The sequence below is a fragment of the Pseudomonas sp. PDM01 genome (assembly GCF_014852325.1).
Classification (GTDB): Bacteria; Pseudomonadota; Gammaproteobacteria; order Pseudomonadales; family Pseudomonadaceae; genus Aquipseudomonas; species Aquipseudomonas migulae.
Genome location: NZ_JACVBK010000005.1, coordinates 1 through 19575, shown reverse-complemented (window position 1 = coordinate 19575; position 19575 = coordinate 1). Strand labels below are relative to the sequence as shown.

The window sequence follows — 19575 nt, the reverse complement described above, 5'->3', positions numbered from 1 at the left end:
GCCGGCTTGCTGGCGATCGGTTGCGCAGCAACCGCCGTCAAACAACGCGGACTCACCGATACACGCTACGGAGCCCCCATGGCCAACGCTTTACCCGACCTGAAACTATTACGCATCTTCGTCAGCGTGGTCCGCCATCAGGGGTTTGCCAACGCCCAGCAAGAGCTCAACCTCTCGACCTCGGCGATCAGCACCTACATGAGCCAGCTCGAAGCGGCCCTCGGTCTGGTGCTGTGCCATCGCGGGCGCGGCGGTTTCAGCCTGACCAGCAAAGGCGAGCTGTTCCATCAGGAAACCCTGCGCCTGCTCGGCGAACTTGAAGGCTTCGAGCAATACGCGGCGGCGCTGAAGGGCGAATTGCGCGGTACGCTGAACCTCGGCGTCATCGACTCCACCGTCAGCGACAAGGCCTTGCCGTTCGCCGAAGCCATCGGCGCCTACAGCCAGGAACACCCGGCCGTGCATTTGCACCTGTCGGTGATGAGCCCGTACGAGCTGCAACTCGGCGTGCAGGACAACCGCCTCGACCTGGCCATCGGTGCGTTTTCCACGCGCATGAGCGGGCTGGTCTACATGCCGTTGTACCGCGAGCAACACTGGCTGTATTGCAGCAGCCGTCATCCGCTATTCACCGAGCGGCGCATTCCCGAACAGGTCATCACCCAGCAGCGCATGGTCGGTCGCGGCTATTGGAGCCAGGCCGAACTGGCGCGCCACGGCTTCAAGCACAGTGCCGCGACCGTGGAAAGTATGGAGGCGCAGTTGATTCTGGTGCTGTCCGGCGCCTACATCGGTTACCTGCCGGAGCATTACGCCCAGGCCTGGGCCGACAAGGGTGATTTACGCGTGTTGCTGCCGGCGACCTTCGGTTACCAGGCACCGTTCTCGATGATCATGCGCCGGGGCCGCAGCCGCGAACCGTTGATCCAGACCTTCCGCGACCTGCTCAAGGCGCAGCTCAATCAGGCTTGAAACCATGTCCAGAATCCAATGCCCGCGCTGCCTGCGCCCGCAAACCCACTGCTTGTGCCCATTGATCCCGAGCCTCGACAGCCGCACTCGGGTGTTGCTGCTGCAGCATCCGAGCGAAGTGAACCATGCGCTGAACACCGCAAGGCTGGCGGCGTTGGGGTTGAACAATGCCGAATTGGTTGTGGGTGAGGTGTTCGAGGATTTGCCGGCGCTGTTGAATCAGCCGGGCTATCAGGCGCGATTATTGTTTCCGGCCGATGATGCGCAACCGATGCAGGCTTACACCGCAAACGATGAGCCACTCTTGTTGGTTGTTCCGGATGGCACCTGGCGCAAGGCGCGCAAAATGCTGCATCTCAATCCGCTGCTGGCGGCATTGCCCCGAGTGACTTTGGTGGAGGGTGGCGTGTCGCGGTATCGCTTGCGCAAGGCGCCGGCGCCGGGGGCGTTGTCGACGGTGGAGGCGATTGTGCAGGCGTTGCAGACGCTGGAAGCGCCTGTCAGTTTCGAGCCGTTGTTGAAACCGTTCGAGGCGTTGATCGAGGGGCAGATTGCGGCGATGGGGGAGGAGGTTTTCCAGCGCAACCACGGTCCGAAATAGTCGGTGTCAGTGAGAGCCCCTTCGCGGGCAAGCCTCGCTCCTACAGGTATGCGTAATGTCGAAATCAACGCATAACCTGTAGGAGCGAGGCTTGCCCGCGAAGAGGCCGGGTCAAACACCAAATTTTTCGGAAAGTGATTACCGCTCCCGCATCGCCTCCGTCCGCGCTTTCAACACCGGCTTCAGCAGATAATCCAGCACACTTTTCTCCCCGGTAATGATATCCACCGTCGCCACCATCCCCGGAATGATCAGCAGCGGTTTCACATCCCCGCCCAAGTGGTTTTTATCGGTCCGCACCTGAATCAGATAGAAGCTATTGCCCTTGTCGTCAGTAATCGTGTCCGCACCAATCAGCTCAAGCCTGGCACTCAACCCACCATAAATCGTGTAGTCGTACGCACTGAACTTGACCATCGCCTTCTGCCCCGGATGCAGGAACGCCACGTCTTGCGGGCGCACCTTGGCTTCGATCAGCAGGTTGTCTTCGATGGGCACTATTTCCACCATATCGCTGCCTGGCTGGACCACGCCGCCGATGGTGTTGACCTTCAGCACTTTGATAATCCCGTGTACCGGCGATACCACCGTGGTGCGGCTCACGCGGTCGTCGATGGCGATGCTCGACGCGGTGATTTTTGACAGCTCGGTGCGTTTCTCATTCAGCTCCTTCGCCGCGTCCGAACGGAAGGTTTGTTCCGACTCGTCGATCTTGCTTTTGATCTCGTTGATCGCCGACTCGGCGCGAGGAATTGCCAGCGTCGTGGCATTCAGCGAACCACGGATTTCCACCGCGCTGCGTTTGAGCCGCAGGATTTCCACCGGCGACACCGCCCCGGTGCCCACCAGTGGCGCGGACATGTTCATTTCCTGTTGCAGCAGCGCCAGGCTTGAACTGTATTGCCCCTGTTTGGAGCGGAACTCCGCCAGTTCCTGGGTTTTCTGCCGCAGTTGTTCGGTCAGCGTGCGTTGCTCGCTGGCCAACCGGCGTTGCCGTTGTTCGTACAGCGAGCGCTCGTCCTCGGCCACTTGCGGGGCTTTGGCGATCACCTCCGGCGACAAACTGAACGGCCGCCCCTCGGCCTCGGCGGACAGGCGTTCGACCTGCGCGGTCAAGGCATAACGATCCGCTTCACTCTCGCCCTTGTTCGACAGAAACCGCGTGTCATCCAGGCGCAGCAGCGTGTCGCCCTTGTTCACCATTTGCCCTTCGCGCACGAAGATTTCTGTGACGATGCCGCCCTCCAGGTTCTGGATCACTTGAACCTTGCTCGACGGGATCGCCTTGCCTTCGCCCATGGTGACTTCCTGCAACACGGCGAATTTGGCCCAGACCACGGCGCTGATGATCAACGCAGCGGCGAGCCACACGGTGATCCGCGACCAGCGCGGTGAATCCTGCAACGAAGCGCCGGCCGTCTCCGGCATGAACTCGCTTTCGGCGCTTTTGCTGAAGCTGTCGAAGTAGCCGCGTGAGCTTTGTGACGATGACATGAGCGGACTCCTAGACGGCCGCAGAGCCGACACGGCCCTTGCGCAGTGCATCGATGACCGCTTCTTTCGGACCGTCGGCGACGATCCGCCCGTTGTCGAGTACCACCAGCCGATCCACCAGGCTGAGCATCGAGGTGCGGTGGGTCACCAGCAGCAAGGTTTTGCCCTGGACCCAACCGTGAAGTTTTTGCCGCAAAACATCTTCGCTGCTGTTGTCCATGGCGCTGGTGGGTTCGTCGAGCAGCATGATCGGCGGGTCGAGCAACAAGGCGCGGGCCAGCAATACGGCTTGGCGTTGCCCGCCCGACAGCAACTGCCCGCGTTCGCCGACGGGCCGGTCAAACCCTTGTGGGTGTTGACGCGCGAGCTCGGTGACGCCGGTCAGTTCGGCCACCTCCAGCATCCGCGCATCGCTGATGTAGCGTGCGCCGAGTGTCAGGTTGTCGCGCAGGCTGCCGGCCAGCAACGGCAGGTCATGGGCGACATAACCGATCTGCTGGCGCAGGTCGGCGACGTCCAGTTGCCGCAGGTCCAGGCCATCGAGCAGCAACTGGCCTTCCTCCGGTTCATAGAACCCCATGACCAGTCGCCCCAAGGTGCTTTTGCCCGAACCGCTGCGACCGATGATGCCGACCCGCTCACCGGGTTTGAGGCTGAAACTGATGTTGGCCAGCGCTGGTGCATTCTGGCCGTTGTAGCGAAAGGTCACGCCGCTGACGTCGAGGGCGCCTTGCAGTTGCGTGCGCTCCAATGGCCGCTGTTTCGCATCGCGCTCCTGCGGCAGGCCCATCAGCGCATCGGTACTTTTCATCGTCAGTTGCGCTTGCTGATAGCGCGTGATCAGCCCGGCGATCTGCCCCAACGGTGCGAGTACGCGACTGCCAAGCATGTAGGTTGCCACCAGCGCGCCGACGCTGAGGTTGCCGGCGATGATGCTGTAGACCCCGGCGACGATGGTCGCCATGCCGGAGAACTGCTGGATGAACAGCGTGCCGTTGGTGGCCAGCGCCGAGAGGTTGCGCGCGTGGCTGTCGAGGCGGGTGAGGGCGCCGTGGGTGCTTTCCCATTTGTGCTGGCGCTCGCTTTCGGCGCTGCAGGCCTTGAGGGTTTCCAGGCCGCCGAGGGTTTCGATCAGCAACGCCTGGCGTTCGGCGCCGAGGGTCAGGCTTTTTTGCACGGTGTCGCGCAGCCTTACCTGAATCACCATTGCGAACAGGATCGTAATCGGAAACGCCAGCAACGGAATGACTACCAGCCAGCCACCGAGCAGGCCGATCACCACCAGCATCAGCACGGCGAAGGGCAGGTCGATCAGGCTGGTCAGCGTAACGGCGGTGAGGAATTCGCGCAGGCCCTGGAAGTCATGAATGCTCTGGGCGAAACCGCCGATGGTCGCTGGCCGCGCTTTCATCGACATGCCGGTGATGCGTTCGAACAAGGTCGCGGACAGGATCACGTCGGTCTTCTTACCGGCGGTGTCCAGCAAATGCGCGCGGACCACCCGCAATGCCAGCTCGAAACCGGTGCCGATCAGCAAGCCGATGGACAGCACCCACAGGGTCGAAGTGGCCTGGTTCGGCACCACTCTGTCGTAGGTCTGCATCACGAACAACGGCACCATCAGCCCCAGCAGGTTGATCAGGAAACTCGCCAGGATCGCATCGCTGTACAGCCATTTCGACAGCTTCAAGGTGTCGCGAAACCACGCTTCCACACGCGGCACCAGAGGCGAACGCAGGTCTTCGAGTTCATGTCGTGGCCGGGCGAACAAGGCCTGGCCACTATAACTTTCGGCCAGCTCTTCACGGCTGACCCATTGCTCGCCGCCGTCGGCTTCGCTCGGCAGGATCAGCAGGCGGCCATCATCGCCAAAGCGACGCAGCACGGCGGTGCGACCGTTGTCGAGGATCAGCAGCACCGGCAGGTTGAGCGCAGAAATGTCGTCCAGTTCACGGCGCAACAAGCGCGCCTGCAAACTGGCCCGGGCCGCTGCGCGCGGCAGCAGGTCCAGGCTCAGGCGTTGGTGTGCCATTGGCAGCCCGGCACTCAGGCTGGCACGACTGACCGTCGCGCCATGAAGTTTGCAGAGAATCAACAGACCGTCCAGAAGCGGGTCATCGAAGCTCAGCCGCGGATCGACACCAGTGTTGCCGGATTCCATGCTGGTCACATTGCTCGCTCCAGTACGCTACTTCAGTTCAGGCAAACGGGCTTCGTTTTTCACTTCGGTCTGGGCAATCGCGTCGGCGGGCAGTACCACGCGTTGTTTGCTCAGCAACTGGCCCATGTTTGCCAGCACGCGGTACATCGAGAATTCCTCGGTGTAGCGCACTTCGGTATAGCGACGGTTGGCGTTGTAGAGTTCGTTTTCACTGTCGAGCACGTCAAGCAGGGTCCGTTGGCCGAGGCCGAACTGGTCCTGATACGCCGCCCGTACACGGGTGGTGGTTTCGGCGTATTCGCGGGCGGTCGGGGTTTGTTTTTTCGCGTTGACCATGGCGTTCCAGGCCAGGTGAATGTTCTCGTTGAGCTGGCGCAGGGCGTTGTTGCGGATGTCCATGGCCTGGTTGATCTTGTGCGCGTCGGAGGCCAGTCGTGCCTTGTCGCTGCCGCCGCGGAACAGGTTGTAGTTCATCACGACGCCGACGCGCCATTCGTTGTCGTGGCCTTCTTCACCGGCGATGTTGTTATTCGCCCCCACCGCGGCTTCAGCGTCGAAGCGTGGGTAGAACGGCGACTTGGCGACTTCGTACTGGCTCTCGGCCGATTGCACATCTGCCTGGGCCGATTTCAGGTACGGGTTGTTGTCGACCATGCTTTGTTGGGCATCCCGGATCGTGGCCGGCAATTCGCCGCGAATCGATGGCAGCGTTTCCAGTTCATCGGGCATGCGCCCTGTGACGGCGTAGAAATTCGCTTCGGCATCGGCCAGATCGACTTCGGCGGTGTCGAGGTTGTTTTCCGCGAGTGCCCGACGCGCCACGGACTGGTCGGCGTCAGCGGTGCTGCCGATCCCGCGCTGGGTGCGCAGGCCGATCTGGTCGTTGACCCGCAGGTGGGCTTGCAGGTTGTTCTTGGCCAGCGTCACCAGTTCGCGGCGCTTGAGCACTTCGAGGTAGACCTCGATGGTGCGCAGAGCCAGATCCTGAGCGGTGCCCTGGGCGTAATAGGCCCGGGAGTTGACCACGCCTTTGGTGCGCTCGACTTCGTTGGCCGTGTTGAAGCCATCGAACAGCATCTGCCGCAGACGCAGTTCCGATTGGGTGTAGTTCAGGATTTCCGTGTGGTGATTGCCGAAGGCCCGGGTGTTGGTGTTATCGCTGTACCCGCGCCCGTACGAGGCGTTCAGATCCACGGAAGGATAAAAGCCCCCCTTGGCGACTTTCACGTCTTCATCGGCCGACAGGCGGCTGTCCACCCGCGACGCCAGTTCCGGGTGGGTCGCAATAGTGCTCTGGATCGCCTCGGTCAGTGACATGGCGTGAGCCTGAGAAGTACAGGCCATCGCCAATAGAATCGCACTGCAGATGGGGTTCAATCGGCGCATGGGTACATCTCCCTGAGTCCTAATGGTGCTTATTAGTCGCCAATTATTTGACGACATTTATAGGTGAAACCGTTTCATGCTCTTTACAACAGAGCTAAGAACATTCTGGGAGGAATCTAAGAAGGATTTCTCATAAGGGTTATGCCAAAAAAAACTTATGCGCTCTGCAAAATCCAGCACATTGTTCACGTCGAAAGCCCTTGATTTATGAGCGTTAGGGCGCTCGAAAGGGCAAAAGGAAAGTTCCACCCACATATCGACTAGGGCGTAGAAGTGCTGGAGGGGAGGGACGCGAAACGGTTTTCTTGGTGACGGTTTTTTGTCACTTGGTTGGTTCAGAACCGTTACGCATCGCTCACTGGACGAGGTGTTACCGAACAGGATCCCGATGCCTTTGATTGCAGAGGGTTTTATTCCGTAGCGGACACGTCGCCCGTGAGCGACACGCTTGGCGAGATAGTCGCCAGGGCAGTGGCTTGGTGTTGACGAGCTGCTCCCCGGAAGAGGCTCGCTGGCCACCGCTTGACCCATGAGCACGTTCTTCGCAAACAACAGGATGCCGACGTCAGTCGGCAGCGGAGGAAGTGCACATGGCTACGCTCATCGGTATCGTCAGTAAGGTCATTGGTCAGGTGTTCGCCCAGGGGAGCGACGGTACCCGGCGTGTGCTGATCGAGGGGGACCGGCTGTTTGCCGGCGATCAACTGATCACCGGGGCCGAAGGCGCGGTGGCGGTGCACCTGCAAAATGGCCAGGAACTGACACTCGGGCGTGGCAGCAGTCTGCAAATGAACCCTCAGTTGCTGGTGGATCACGCCTCCCATGTGAATACACCTGAAGCGACTACGCCGACTCAGGCTCAACTGTCAGATGTCGAGCGAGTACAAAAAGCCATCGCAGCGGGCGACGACCCGACCCAAACCGCTGAAGCGACTGCGGCGGGGCCGGGCACACCGGGTGCGCCCGGCGGTGCATTGGGCGGCGGCCATAGTTTTGTGCTGCTGGAGGAAGTGGCCGGGCGGGTCGATCCGACGGTCGGTTTTCCCACTGCGGGCTTCAATGGTGTTCCCGAGTTTCCCCGGGAGCGTCTGGCCGGTGATCCGGACGCCGGTGATCCGGACAATGGCGGCAATGCGACCGCTGCACCGATTGTGGCGGATACCCCGGATCGTCCGGACATTCCGGATACTCCAGACAATCCAGATAATCCAGACAATCCCGTCACCCTGGATGGCCTCGACGTAGAGGGCGGCGAGCTGACCGTCTACGAGAAAAACCTCACCTACGGCACTGACCCGGACGCTCCGGCGCTGACCCAATCCGGCACCTTCACCGTCACCGCGCTGGACGGTCTGCAAACCCTCACCGTGGGCGGCATCGCCGTGGTCACTGCGGGTGTGGCGGCAGGTTTCCCGCAATCGAGCGAGACCGACACCGGCGCGATCTTCACCATCACCGGTTACAACCCGGCGACCGGTGTGGTGAGTTACAGCTACACGCTGCGCTACGACAGCGACCACCCGAATCCCGGTGGTGCCGACAGCATCTCTGAACACTTCGACGTAGTGGCCAAGGATGTCGACGGCAGCACCGCAACCGGGCAGATCAACGTCAACATCGTCGATGACACACCGAACGCCAACCCGGACGCGACCTCGGTGGTGGAGGGCGGCACCGTCAGCGGCAACGTGCTGTGGAACGACGTCGCCGGCGCCGATGGCCCCTTGCTCGGCGGTGGCGTGGTCGGCGTGCGCGCCGGCTCGGACACCTCGACCCCGGTCAACGGCGGGCTCAACACCCACATCAACGGCACCTACGGTTACCTGACCTTGGACGCCCAGGGCAACGCCGAATACCACAGCTACCCGAACGGGGTGAGCGGCCCCGGCGCGACCGACGTCTTCACCTACACCCTGCGTGATAACGACGGTGATGAAAGCACCACGACCATCACCATCGACGTCAGCAACGGCTGCATCAGCCCGGTCACCCTCAGCGGCCTTGACGCGTATGGCGGTGAACTGACCGTCTACGAAAAAAACCTCACCTACGGCACCGACCCGGATGCTCCGGCCCTGACCCAGACCGGCACCTTCAACGTCAACGCACCGGATGGCCTGCTGACCCTCACCGTGGGCGGCATCGCCGTGGTCACGGCGGGCGTGGCGGCAGGTTTCCCGCAATCGAGCGAGACCGACACCGGCGCGATCTTCACCATCACCGGTTACAACCCGGCCACCGGTGTGGTGAGCTACCGCTACACGTTGCGTTACGACAGCGACCACCCGAATCCCGGTGGTGCCGACAGCATTTCCGAGAACTTCGATGTGACGGCCAAGGATGTCAACGGCAGCACCGCGACCGGGCAGATCAACGTCAACATCGTCGATGACACACCGAACGCCAACCCTGAGGCAACGTCGGTGGTGGAGGGCGGTACCGTCAGCGGCAACGTGCTGTGGAATGACGTCGCCGGCGCCGATGGCCCCTTGCTCGGCGGTGGCGTGGTCGGCGTGCGCGCCGGCTCGGACACCTCGACCCCGGTCAACGGCGGGCTCAACACCCACATCAACGGCACCTACGGTTACCTGACCCTGGACGCCCAGGGCAACGCCGAATATCACAGCACCCCGAATGCCGTGAACGGCCCCGGCGCGACCGACGTGTTCACCTACACCCTGCGTGATAACGACGGTGACGAAAGCACCACGACCATCACCATCGATGTCAGCAACGGCTGCATCAGCCCGGTCACCCTCAGCGGCCTCGACGCGTATGGCGGTGAACTGACCGTCTACGAGAAAAACCTCACCTACGGCACCGACCCGGACGCACCGGCCCTGACCCAATCCGGCACCTTCACCGTCACCGCGCTGGACGGTCTGCAAACCCTCACCGTCGGCGGCATCGCCGTGGTCACCGCAGGTGTGGCGGCAGGTTTCCCGCAATCGAGCGAGACCGATACCGGCGCGATCTTCACCATCACCGGTTACAACCCGGCCACCGGTGTGGTGAGTTACAGCTACACGTTGCGTTACGACAGCGACCACCCGAATCCCGGTGGTGCCGACAGCATCTCCGAGCACTTCGATGTGACGGCCAAGGATGTCAACGGCAGCACCGCGACCGGACAGATCAACGTCAACATCGTCGATGACACACCGAACGCCAACCCTGAGACAACGTCGGTGGTGGAGGGCGGTACCGTCAGCGGCAACGTGCTGTGGAATGACGTCGCCGGCGCCGATGGCCCCTTGCTCGGCGGTGGCGTGGTCGGCGTGCGCGCCGGCTCGGACACCTCGACCCCGGTCAACGGCGGGCTCAACACCCACATCAACGGCACCTACGGTTACCTGACCCTGGACGCCCAGGGCAACGTCGAATACCACAGCACCCCGAATGCCGTGAACGGCCCCGGCGCGACCGACGTGTTCACCTACACCCTGCGTGATGACGACGGTGACGAAAGCACCACGACCATCACCATCGACGTCAGCAACGGCTGCATCAACGCAGTCAGCGACAATGGCGTCACCATCATCACCAACGTCCTGTCGGGCAACGTCACGGTGCCGGGCGACGTGCTGCTGGCCAACGACATCGATGCCAACGCCAACCCGCTGACCGTATCGCCAACCACCTTCAACACTGGCTGGATTGTCAAAGGTGCGGACTTTACCGGCAGCAACCCGAGCTACAGCTTCACCGGCAACAACGCTCAATCGGTGACCATCGCGCGCAGCGCATTCGTCGCCAACACCGCAGCCATGACCGCGGTGCTGGTGGTCAGCGGAGCGTTGGGCGAAGCCAAAAACAACAACGGCAACGGCAACGGCAACGGCAACGGCAACGGCAACGGCAACGGCAACGGCAACAGCAACAGCAACAGCAACAGCAACAGCAATGACGAGGACCACATCACCGTCCCCCTCAAACAGGGTGAAACCCTGAACCTCGATCACAACCTGGCGGGCGGTCACGTCACCATGGAGTACTCGGTCAACGGCGGCTCGTTCGTCGGCATCGGCGATGGCCAGACCATCACCGCCGCAGTAGACGGCACCTACCAGATCCACATCATCAACATCGATGACGGCGGGCATGGCAACGGCAAGGGCGCGGAAGATTACCAACTGACCCTGACCGTCGACTACTCCGGCGCCCACAACACCACCCCGGACTATCACGGCGCCTACGCCGTCGACGACAGCACAGCGGTGACCATCAGCTATCAGGACGGACACACCCTCACCGGCACAACGGGTGACGACATGCTGGTGGCGGGCACCGGCAACAACGTGATCAACGCCGGCGACGGCAACGATGTGCTCACTGCCGGTGCAGGCAACAACGAGCTGCACGGTGGCGCCGGCAATGACTTGCTCTACAGCGGCGCGGGCAACGACCTGCTCGACGGCGGCACCGGTATCGACACCGCGAGCTACGCCCACGCCACCGCCGGGGTCAAAGTGGATCTGAGCCTGCTCGGCGCGCAAAACACTGTGGGCGCCGGCACCGATACCCTGACCGCCATCGAAAACCTCACCGGTTCCAGCTTCGATGACAAACTGACCGGCGACAGCCACAACAACATCATTACCGGCGGCCTCGGCAACGACGTGCTCAACGGTGGCGGCGGCGATGACGTGCTCATCGGCGGCCTCGGCAACAACACCCTCACCGGTGGTGCCGGTGCCGACTCCTTCCTGTGGCTCAAAGGCAACAGCGGCCACGACGTGGTTACCGACTTCACGCCAGGCACCGACAAACTCGACTTGTCGCAACTGTTGCAAGGGGAGAACGGCACGGCGGCGTCGCTGGATGACTACCTGCACTTCAAAGTCACCGGCAGCGGCGATTCACTGGTCACCAGCATCGACGTCAGCGGCATGGCGGGGGCAGCGCCGAACCAGACGATCGACCTGGCCGGTGTGGACCTGGCCAGCCATTACGGTGTGACACCGGGCGCGGGTGGGGTGATTGCCGGGGCGGATACGGCGACCATCATCAACGGCATGCTGAATGACCACTCGTTGAAGGTCGATACCGTGTGACCTGAAACCTTAAACAACAAAACCCGCCATCCCTGTGTAAGGGATGGCGGGTTTTTTGTTGTGCGTTGTTTAGGGAAGTGTCCGACCGGCGGTAGCAAAACCTGTGATTTCTGACAGTAGCCAGACTTTGGTGACTGCCTTTAAATCATGTCATCGGTTGAGTGAAAGCGTTTTTTACAAGCAGTTCGACAAATCGATTTTTTACTCCCGTCGGCCGTCACCCTGGCCTTTCACGACATTGTTTTCCCGAACAAGCGCCGGGTCATTTTTGATCGTGCGTAGATCCGCCACATCCTGGGCAGTTGAAGCCCGTTAACAAGGAACTGTGAAATGACTATCTATGAAAAGTATAAAGTGCTGACTCCGCAAGAACAGCGGTTGTACAACAATAGAGTGATGCTGGCCAATCAAGAACCACCCAAAAATGATCCGCCTGGTTTGCCGAATTCTACGTTGTTACCTGCGACGGCCGATGATCCAGGTCAACAGCTACAGTACAAGGATCGGCTATTTAATCTGGATGTGGATGTTTCTGAATTTCCCGATGCGAGCTCTCCAGATAGAGCTCAAATCACTGTGCAGGCGATGTGGGATGGCACCAAATTCGGACGTGTTGAGAGGTTTCAAACTCCTTTGACCCGCGCCGAAATTGATGCGAAATTTCCAATAAGGCTTGCAGTTGATGCAGGGCGTCTCAATGCTGCTGGGCCTCATCAGTTATCTTATTGGCAGACTTACTCAATAAATGGGGATGAGTCGAAAAAGCTTTCTATTAATATTGATACAGAGCCGCCTGTACCTGTTGGAAAAGTAGGAGTTCCGGCTGAAATTGAAGCAGATTTAACGATTACCAAGGCGTATCTGGATACTCATGGTTTTGTGCGTTTGACATGTAAAGAGTGGAGTGGGGCAAAAATTGGAGACGTAATTGAGTTTCGATATGGCCGATCGATACCCAACTCCCGACTCATTGAAAGAATCGAGCGCAACGATCTTGGGATCTTGCCTTCAACCGATAAACTGACCAAGGAATTTATTGGATCAGCAGAGGGGGATTATTCGCTGTTTTTTGTCCTGTTTGATCGTAAAGGTAATCCAAGCCTTTTATCCGAGTTTTTGACGCTGGATGTGGTGCTTTCTGATCCGCCGGCAAACCAGACTCTGCAGGTTGCGCTGCACGATGATGATGATCAGATCCTGGTCGAGGATGCACAGACACCGGTCATTGCCAAAATCAGCTACGACAACTGGTTGCCTCAAGACAGGCTGCTGTTGAGCGTCGATGGGCAACCCGCCATCAATGTGGCTGTTACTCAGGTTCCGTTTTCACTTCCTCTGCCCTATAAATACCTGCACAACGGCAATGTGGGTCCGAAAACGGTTCCTCTTCTCTGGCAGATCCAGCGAAATAAACTTTTTCATCCCAAGACTCCAACTCCGAAAGATCTGAACATTGACCTTGATTCGCCGCTGCCGATTGATCCGGATAATCCGGGGTTGCCAGGTTTTCCGCATGACAAGCTTCTCCCGGTGACAGTGCAAGGTACGGTAACGACGGACCCTAACAAGATCAGGGCTGGTGACCTCGCTGCCGACGTGGATGCAAAGGTACTTATTTATGAGGGGTTCAAGACGGGTCAGGTTGTATCGCTTTATGTAGAAGGAGTTGCCGTTCCGGAGGACCCTGCAAATACGAGAGGCAAGGGTGGCGTCTGGACGATGGACGGTACTGAAACAGCTACAACGATGTTGACCTTTACTATTGCTCCAGAAATTATTGAAGCAAGCGGAAACAATCCACTCACCAAGGTTCACTACAATGTGACTCACTCGCTTAACGAAAACTTCAATCGATCCAAAGATCAGGAAGTTGATGTTTTCCTCGTGCCGGTTACTATCCCCAAACCAAAATTCCTGCACACCGTTGATGATCTGGATGGGCCTACCTTAGGTTGTATTTCGATTAAGGATGATTCATTGCTGGGCAAAGTCATTGAAGTAGAGGTTCCAGGTGGCGAACTTAAGCTGGCAAACCAGGAACTTTTATTTGTCTATCAGGGTTATGTTAACGATCTTTCCAGCCCTCCGGACAATAAACCAGGGTCGCCAATACCGGGTAACACCGTAACAGTGAAAAAAACACCGTCTACTGTTGAAGCCAGAGATGGCTTCCTTGTGAAAATTCCTTATGCGCAGTTTGCCGTGACCAATGACGGTTGGGGCGACCTTAAGTATACGGCATTAATAGATGGGCAACCGGCCTCGGGAGGGTCCGATCCGACCAAAGTAACGATGCGTATCGGTGGGGGGACCTGCCCAATCTAATGACTTGTTTAAGGAGGCACTTGGTGCCTCCTTTTTTGTCAGCGATGGGAATGGTTTTTATTGTTCCGTGCAATGGTTGGTATGACGGATTTTCCGTAGTCGAAAGAGATTAGTCCTACATTTTTTCGTAGGAAGCGTCTGTATCGTCCGCACCCTTTGGTGTCTCCCAACAGTTGGCCAACGGAGACCGGATCACGAGAAGGTGCAGGCAAATGACGACTCAATACAAAGTTTTACGCGTACCTGCTGGTACAGGTGCTTTTAAATCGCTGGCGACATTGCCGGCTTTTTTTTTGATGAGTTGTTCAGCGTTTGCGGCAACTATCGTTGATAACGGCAACACGTTGGATATCGATTCGTCCACGGCGCCAATCACCGATTATCTGGTGAGAAATAACAGCACGTTAAACATAACGGGTGCGACGACCAACAGTGTCACAGTCACCAGCGGTTCAACCCTGACTATCAATGGTGGAATCGTCAACGGCAATAGCGGCGGTAATGGTGTAACGATCAATAGCAGTACGGCGACTATCAATCAGGCCACGGTGACCGCCGACGCCACCGCTTTGTTGGTCAACCGTCCTAACGGATCGAACCAGGGCTCTACGGTGACGGCGACTGACAGTCAGTTCAGTGGTGCCGTAACTGGCGCCACAGTGTCGGGCCTGAGTACTCTCAACTTGATCAATAGCCAAGTGACGGGAACGGCCGCAGGCAGTCGCGGGCTGGACATTTTTGGCGGCGCAGTGCGTGCAACGGCGGGTACCCGCATCAGCGGTGATGTTGCGGGTGTATTGATAAAAAAAGACCCGGCGAACGTGGGGAATGCTTCCCTGGTGCTGGACAACTCTACCGTTGAAGGTCGCAATGGCGCGGCCATTGTTGTGGCGCAGGCCACCGATGCCAGCATCGAGGTGTTGAACAACTCCACGCTGATTGGCAATAACGGCAATGTACTTGAAGTGGAAGGCGCCTCGACGGCGAACATGCGGGTTGCGAACAGCGCCTTGCAAGGCAATGTGCAAGTGACTGGCAATAGCACCGCCAATCTCACCTTCGACAGTGCTTCGATGGAGGGCGACATTCTGCGCGAGAACGGTTCGACGGCCAATGTCACCTTGAACAATGGCTCAACGTTCACCGGACGCCTGAACAACAGCAACCTGAGCCTTAACAGCGGTTCGAGCCTGACCATGGTTGGCGATGACCGCATCGACACTCTGACGTTGAGCGACAGCACGGTTAATTTCGGTGCGCCTGGCGTGCCACGTGCGAATCGTCAACTTGAGGTGGGTACGCTCAATGGAAGCGGCATCATTGCCATGCAGGGCAACTTCCAGACCGGTGAAAGTGACTTGCTGAAATCCGGCACGGCCACTGGCAGCTATGAATTGGCCGTCAACGCTTCGGGCAAGGACGCGACGTCTCCTCAACAATTGACGCTGGTGCAGATCGGAAATAACCAGGCAGATTTCGCGCTGTTGGGTGGCCGGGTCGATGTGGGGACATGGCAATACGATTTAGCCGAAAGAACCAATGCCTCCGGCGAAGCGGAGTATTACCTGAACCCTACCACCCGACTCAGCTCCGGTGCTCAATCGGTAGTGGCATTGTTTCAAACAGCCCTTACCGTGTCCTATGGCGAATTGAAGTCGCTGGAAAACCGCATGGGCGAGTTGCAGACGGATGACAAGCGCCACGGCCTGTGGGTACGAGCTTATGGCAACAAGTGGAACGTTGACGACGGTTCGATGGGTGTGGGTTATCGTCAAGAGCAACAGGGTTTCACCCTGGGCGCCGATACCCGACTGGGTGACAGTCCGTGGACTGTCGGTATGCTGGCGGGATACAGCAAATCCGATCTGAATCTCAACGGCGGCACCTCGGCCACGGTTGACAGTTACTACTTCGGTCCTTATTTCGGCTGGCGGAATCAGGACAATGGCTACTTCGTTGATGGTGCCCTGAAGTTCAACCATTTCCGTAACGAGTCCAAAGTCGGTATGAGCGATGGCAAACGTGCCGAAGGCGATTACAACAACTCGGCTGTGAGTGCGATGGTAGAAGGGGGGCGCCAAATTGATCTGGGGGATGGCTGGTTTGCCAAACCTTCTGTTCAGGTATCCGCTGCAATCATCCAGGGAGAAAGCTATTACTTGGACAATGGCATGAGCGCTGAGGGTGACGACACGCATTCATTGCGCACAAAGCTCGGCGTCATGGCGGGTCGAAGCATCAACCTGGGCGACACTCAGGTGCGTCCATACGGGCGAGTGGCGCTGGTCCATGAATTTGCATCGAACGATAACAACGTGCGGGTCAATGGAAACTCGATCAATAACAACCTGTCGGGCAGCGGTTTCGAAGTCGGTGCAGGGGTAATGGTTTCAGTGTCCGAGAGACTGCATCTTGGTGTCGGTGTCGATTATGCCAAGGGTAAAAATGTCGAACAGCCCGTGGCTGCCACCTTCAGTGCGAACTATCAGTTTTAAATGTGTGAGACAAAAAAAACCGCTAAAAGCGGTTTTTTTTGCACTGCCACAATGGTCTTTGTTAACTGTCGGTAGAACCGTTCGCCGAAACCCGCGTGAACCTTACTTTATTCGATTCGGCGTTATGATCGTCGGAAGCAACGGCACTGACCTCATAGGCTCTGCCTACTGCCAATCCGGTGAGGAGTGTCGCCCAATTACCATCCTCGTTGGCCGACTCTGATTTCGGGTCGACGGTCCCGTTGACCTTGAGGTTGACCGACGCTAGCGGTTCGGTTTTGCCGCCGACTCTTACATAACTGGAGGTGGTGTTACCGTTATCGATAATTTCCTCTTTGGCATCATGCACTTGGGTTTCGCGTGGTGCGATGGATTTTCTGACCTCAAACGAGTACGGGCCAGACTCACCGCCATCGGGGTATTTTGCCTTGGCAACAAGGCGATAATTATCGAGTGGCAGCGGGCCGATGGGGACTTCGTAGCCGCCAGCTCCGATTTGCCCCTCACCTAAAGAGACGTTGCCGTTGAAGATCTCGACGTACTCGCCTGCTTCGCCTTCGCCTTTGGCAATCAGGTTGCTCTCATAGGTGAAACCACCGTCATCGACGGTTGTTCCATGGGTGTCAGTCACGGTGTCCAGCGTTACAAGATCCGCCCCTTTAACGGTAAAGGTTCTGGGCGTAGGGGTTACTTCCCCGTCACCGTACAGTTTTTTGGCTTTCAGGCTATGCACGCCTGGGTCCAGTTTGATTTTGATTTCCCACTCTCCGTTACCCTTGGCGGTCGCCGGCGGAAATCCTTCTGGGGCGTCGTGGTCGAGGAGTTGAACATCCTTGCCTGGCCTGCACTTGCCCACGACGGTGAGGTTTTGGTCGGAGGTAGTGTCGCCTTCGTTGACAGGATTGCCGTCCGAGTCTTCGACAGCATCGAGAGACAGGCCGATGTCCGCTGCAACGTTGAAGTTTCGTGGTTCGGATGATTTACCTTCGCCGTAGAGTGCCTTGACGGTGATGGTGTAGGAGGTGCCTGACAGCAGATTCTTGAGTTCAAGTGTGTAAACGCCATTTTGGTTAACCGGCGCCTCTTCAAGTGGTGTGCTGCCATTGAACGCCTGAACCTTCTGGTTCGGGAGGGCTTTACCTGTGACGCTCACCGATGAGGAGTAGGTCGTTTCTCCTTCACCAATCATTCCCTCGTCATCTTTCAGGGACTCGATGATGGGGGCGTCGGCGACCACGGTGAAGGTTCGAGGTGGGCTGGAAACAGGTTTGTTGCCGTAATTACCCATGGCAGTCAGGCTGTATTTTTTGACTTCCTTGACCTCGAATAACTCGGTCTTCCATTGGCCTTCCCCGTCGCTTTGGGCGGATGCCAATTCAAAAAAGCCGTCCCGTACCAGAATCGGCTTGTCCGGCTCAGCGGTTCCACTGACCGTGAAGAAGGTATCGGAGGTCGTGCCGTTTTGACCTACAAGGACATTTTTGGAGTCCCTGACGGCTCTGATACTCAATGTCAAATCTGTTTCCTCGGGCGCAGTGCCCGATGGGACGTTCGGTTGTCTGGCTGTCATGGTGATGGACTCCGGTCCTGGTGTGAGTGCCGGATTGATTTAATGCGTGAAGCATCAGCATTGACTACTGTCAGAAATAACAGTTGTGGAAGGGTTTCCGATAAGCGGTTGGAGTGACGGCCAGCATCACATCGCAATGGCTCGGATTTTCAGAGTGTTTTTTGCCGAAGAATATATACCGTCACCAGCACCGCACTGGTCAGCATGAACCCGCGCGCCCACGGCAGGGGCACCAGGTAGCAGGACAACAGAATACTCGCCCACATCAGGCCGATGGCGTAGACCTTGCCCTTGAGCGGAATGCCGTTGCCGTCGAGGTAGTCGCGAATCCACGGACCCAGCCGTGGATGTTCCACCAGCCAGTTGTAAAAACGCGGCGAACTGCGGGCGAAGCAGGCGGCCGCCAGCAGCAGGAAAGGCGTGGTGGGCAATACCGGGAGGAAAATCCCGATCACCCCCAGCGCTACGCTCAGCCAGCCGATGGCCAGCAGCCCGTAACGCAACATCAGGGAGCGGTTGCCTATGGGGTTGTCCATAGGCAAAACCTTAGTGGTGACGTGGCTTGAGGATCGCCGGTTTTTCGTCTGGCGCGTTGCACAGCAGGTACAGCGCGGTCAGGGCTTCCGGGATCTGCACGATCATGTCGTCCATCAGGTTGGCGTCGGCCGCGATGTCGGAGAACTCGGGCTGCTCGTCGAACAGACCCGAACCGACCATGATCGGCAGCAGCATTTCGCTGACTTCGTCTTCGGCGGTTTCGAACCAGGCTGCTTCGCGCAGGAACACGCCTTCCATGAAACCGATGCACCAGCCGCGCAGGTCGGAATCGTCCGGATCTTCGCCGAGGTCCAGTTCGCACGGCAGCTCGAACTCTTCATCGGACGCCAGTTGGCGGGCGATGTGAGCCTTGAGGGCCAGCAGGGTGGATTCGATGGCTTCACGCTCGGTGTCGTCGGCGTAATGCGGCTCTTCGGCGAAGAGGGCGTCGATCCATTCACGGTCGGGAACGCTTTCGGAACAGATCGACAGCGCGGTGAGGTAGCCGTGGGCGGCCACGTAGTCCAGCGCCTCGTCATGCAGTTCATCGGCGTCGAGGAAGACTTGCAGGCGGGTTAGTTGCTCAGCGAAGGACATTAAAGGGCTACCTTGGGAATTAACAGATGCGGGAATTCTAGGCCTTCTTGAGCACTCAGGCCAGCCGCGCGGCATATTTGCGCTCAGTGATTTTCCAGAACAGCGCATTCCTTGCTGGAGCGAGCCTGCTTGCGAATGCTGTGTGTCAGTCGGCGAGGATTTTGATGGTGTACATATCCGTTTCTGTGGTTACGGCTGCTATCGGTTTCGCCCTTACGGCGAGTCACTTGGAAAAGCCCCAAGTAACCAAGGGCTCTTGCCCCTTTCGTTCGGTGCCTCGCTGTGGCTCGGCATACCCTCGCTCCGGTCCTGCTCCGTGGGCCCGCCGCCATCGGCCATCCATGGCCGGGGGCGGCTAACCCGGCATCCATGCCGGGTTGCCC

At 58.6% G+C, this 19575-nt stretch carries 11 protein-coding genes; 5 read left to right on the top strand and 6 right to left on the bottom strand.

All coding sequences use genetic code 11. The annotated features are described in order from the left end of the window. The first annotated feature begins 78 nt into the window (after positions 1-78). Both IB246_RS13755 and IB246_RS13750 read left to right on the top strand, forming a co-directional pair. Entirely contained in the window at positions 79-972 is an 894-nt protein-coding gene (locus IB246_RS13755; protein ID WP_008034255.1) for a LysR family transcriptional regulator, read from the top strand. A gap of 4 nt (positions 973-976) precedes the next feature. Continuing rightward, on the top strand, positions 977-1573 hold the full coding sequence (locus tag IB246_RS13750) for a tRNA-uridine aminocarboxypropyltransferase (protein ID WP_008040967.1): 597 nt from the start codon (positions 977-979) through the stop codon (positions 1571-1573). A gap of 138 nt (positions 1574-1711) precedes the next feature. On the opposite strand, the gene IB246_RS13745 is transcribed toward IB246_RS13750, so the two are convergent. From IB246_RS13745 to IB246_RS13735, 3 genes are read right to left on the bottom strand one after another with little or no spacing between them, the layout of a single operon-like run. After that, positions 1712-3067, bottom strand: coding sequence for an HlyD family type I secretion periplasmic adaptor subunit (locus IB246_RS13745; protein WP_008034253.1), 1356 nt, complete (start codon positions 3065-3067; stop codon positions 1712-1714). A 10-nt stretch (positions 3068-3077) separates the two neighbouring features. Further along, positions 3078-5237 carry a type I secretion system permease/ATPase gene (locus IB246_RS13740; RefSeq protein WP_008034252.1) on the bottom strand — a complete coding sequence of 720 codons (2160 nt, stop codon included), beginning with the start codon at positions 5235-5237 and terminating at the stop codon, positions 3078-3080. 18 nt (positions 5238-5255) lie between these two features. After that, on the bottom strand, positions 5256-6614 hold the full coding sequence (locus IB246_RS13735) for a TolC family outer membrane protein (protein ID WP_008040966.1): 1359 nt from the start codon (positions 6612-6614) through the stop codon (positions 5256-5258). Positions 6615-7204: 590 nt separating this feature from the next. On the opposite strand from IB246_RS13735, the gene IB246_RS13730 reads away from it, so the two are divergent. The 3 genes from IB246_RS13730 to IB246_RS13715 all read left to right on the top strand — a co-directional run bounded on the left by IB246_RS13730 (position 7205) and on the right by IB246_RS13715 (position 16488). After that, positions 7205-11668 (top strand): retention module-containing protein, encoded by a 4464-nt coding sequence (locus IB246_RS13730; protein ID WP_192230055.1) that lies wholly within the window; start codon positions 7205-7207, stop codon positions 11666-11668. 330 nt (positions 11669-11998) lie between these two features. Beyond that, entirely contained in the window at positions 11999-13993 is a 1995-nt protein-coding gene (locus IB246_RS13720) for a hypothetical protein (RefSeq protein WP_008040612.1), read from the top strand. A gap of 212 nt (positions 13994-14205) precedes the next feature. Continuing rightward, complete coding sequence (locus tag IB246_RS13715) at positions 14206-16488, top strand: autotransporter outer membrane beta-barrel domain-containing protein (RefSeq protein WP_008040610.1); 2283 nt, start codon at positions 14206-14208, stop codon at positions 16486-16488. 61 nt (positions 16489-16549) lie between these two features. Here the strand turns inward: IB246_RS13715 and IB246_RS13710 are convergent, their stop codons facing one another. The 3 genes from IB246_RS13710 to IB246_RS13700 form a co-directional block, all read right to left on the bottom strand. Then, positions 16550-18058 carry a hypothetical protein gene (locus tag IB246_RS13710; protein WP_008040609.1) on the bottom strand — a complete coding sequence of 503 codons (1509 nt, stop codon included), beginning with the start codon at positions 18056-18058 and terminating at the stop codon, positions 16550-16552. A gap of 149 nt (positions 18059-18207) precedes the next feature. Then, positions 18208-18594 carry a YbaN family protein gene (locus tag IB246_RS13705; protein WP_008040608.1) on the bottom strand — a complete coding sequence of 129 codons (387 nt, stop codon included), beginning with the start codon at positions 18592-18594 and terminating at the stop codon, positions 18208-18210. A gap of 10 nt (positions 18595-18604) precedes the next feature. Beyond that, complete coding sequence (locus IB246_RS13700) at positions 18605-19192, bottom strand: YecA family protein (RefSeq protein WP_008040607.1); 588 nt, start codon at positions 19190-19192, stop codon at positions 18605-18607. Positions 19193-19575: the final 383 nt, after the last annotated feature.